Raw genomic sequence first — 1,886 nt, forward strand, 5'->3', positions numbered from 1 at the left:
GCCTCGGGGGCTGTGCGCGGCAGCGCGGCGCGCTGCTTCTCGGCGGCCTGGATGCGGGCCAGCGGCGCGCCCTCGGCCTTCAGCGCGGCGACCTGAGCGGCCGCCCTGCCCTGCTCGTCGGCCAGCGCCTGGGGCACGTCGGCCAGGCGCGCGGCGGCTGCATCGGCACGCCGCTGGTGGATGGCGCGTACCTGCAGCTCGCCCGGATCGCGCATCAGCTCACGCTCGCGCTCGGCCAGTTGATGCAGCTGCTGGCCGTAGACGAGCTGCGGCAGGGGCCAGCCGGTCTGCTTGACGCTGAGCCAGATGACCGGCACCAGGTAGGCCAGGATCATGATCAGGTACTGGGCCACCTGGGTCCAGGTGACGGCACGCATGCCGCCCAGGAAGGAGCAGACCAGCACGCCGCCCAGGCCGACGAAGACGCCGACCTCGAAGCCCAGGCCGGTGAGCCGCGTCGTGATGAGGCCGACGCCGTAGATCTGTGCGACCAGGTAGACGAAGGACACCAGGATGGCGGCACCGGCTCCCACCAGCCGCAAGGCGCGGCTGTCGAAGCGTTCGGCGAGGAAGTCCGCCAGCGTGAATTGCCCGAAGCGACGCAGATAGGGCGCGATGCACAGCGCCACGAGAACGAAGCCACCCGTCCAGCCCAACACATAGGCCAGGCCCGCGTAGCCGCTGGCGTAGAGCGTGCCTGCCAGGCCGATGAAGGTGGCCGCGCTCATCCAGTCCGCACCGGCGGCCATGCCGTTGTACAGCGGCGGCACGCGCCGGCCGGCGACGAAGTATTCGGCCGGGTCGGTGGTGCGGCAAAGGATGCCGATGACGGCGTAGACGGCGACAGTCGCGCCGAGGAAGGTGTAGCCGATCCAGACCTTGGGCAGGCCGCGCTGCTCGCCCAGGCCCAGGCCGACCACCAGGGCGATGAAGCTCAGTGCGAACAGGAAATAGCGGCGGTGCAGGGGGCTGGCGGACACGGCCGCGATCATGGCAATAAAAAGCCCGGATTCCCCTTACGGAGAACCCGGGCTGGTCGTCAATCGCGAAGACTTGCTTGGCGCTTTACTTGGCGGCCAGGCGCTGCCAGGTCTCGATCACCGTGTCCGGGTTCAGCGAGATCGACACGATGCCCTCCTCGGCCAGCCAGTCGGCGAAGTCCGGGTGATCGCTGGGACCTTGGCCGCAGATGCCGATGTATTTGCCGGTGGCGCGGCAGGCGCGGATGGCGCGCGAGATCATGGCCTTGACGGCCGGGTCGCGCTCGTCGAAATCGCCGGCCAGCTGCTCCAGGCCCGAGTCACGGTCCAGACCGAGTGTGAGCTGCGTCAGGTCGTTGGAGCCGATGGACATGCCGTCGAAATGCTCCAGGAACTGCTCGGCCAGGATGGCGTTGCTCGGCACTTCGCACATCATGATGATGCGCAGGCCGTCCGTGCCACGCTTCAGGCCCCGCTCCGCGAGCATCGCAACGACCTTTTCGGCCTGCTTCACGGTGCGCACGAAGGGCACCATGATCTCGATGTTGTTCAGGCCCATTTCCTTGCGCACGCGCTTGAGGGCCTCGCACTCCATCGCGAAGGCGTCCTGAAAATCGCCGCTGATGTAGCGCGAGGCGCCGCGGAAACCCAGCATGGGGTTCTCTTCGTCCGGCTCATAGCGGCTTCCGCCGATGAGCTTGCGGTACTCGTTGCTCTTGAAGTCAGAGAGGCGAACGATGACCGGGCGCGGGAAGAAGGCGGCGGCAATCGTCGCGATGCCTTCGGCCAGCTTATCCACATAGAAGGCGCGCGGCGAGGCGTGGCCGCGGGCGACGGACTCGACGGCCTTCTTCAGGTCGGCATCGATGTTCGGATAGTCCAGGATGGCCTTGGGGTGGACACCGA

The 1,886-nt window shown here is 67.7% G+C and carries 2 protein-coding genes; both read right to left on the reverse strand.

The features are described 5' to 3' along the window. Positions 1-992 (reverse strand): VC_2705 family sodium/solute symporter (locus AC1DU6_RS29480; protein WP_477861543.1); only part of this gene is annotated, 992 nt, incomplete at its 3' end. Between the two features lie 73 nt (positions 993-1,065). Beyond that, positions 1,066-1,886: putative PEP-binding protein (locus AC1DU6_RS29485; protein ID WP_477861545.1), on the reverse strand; the 821-nt coding region annotated here is incomplete at its 5' end.

It is taken from the genome of Roseateles sp. P5_B10 (assembly GCF_056400485.1).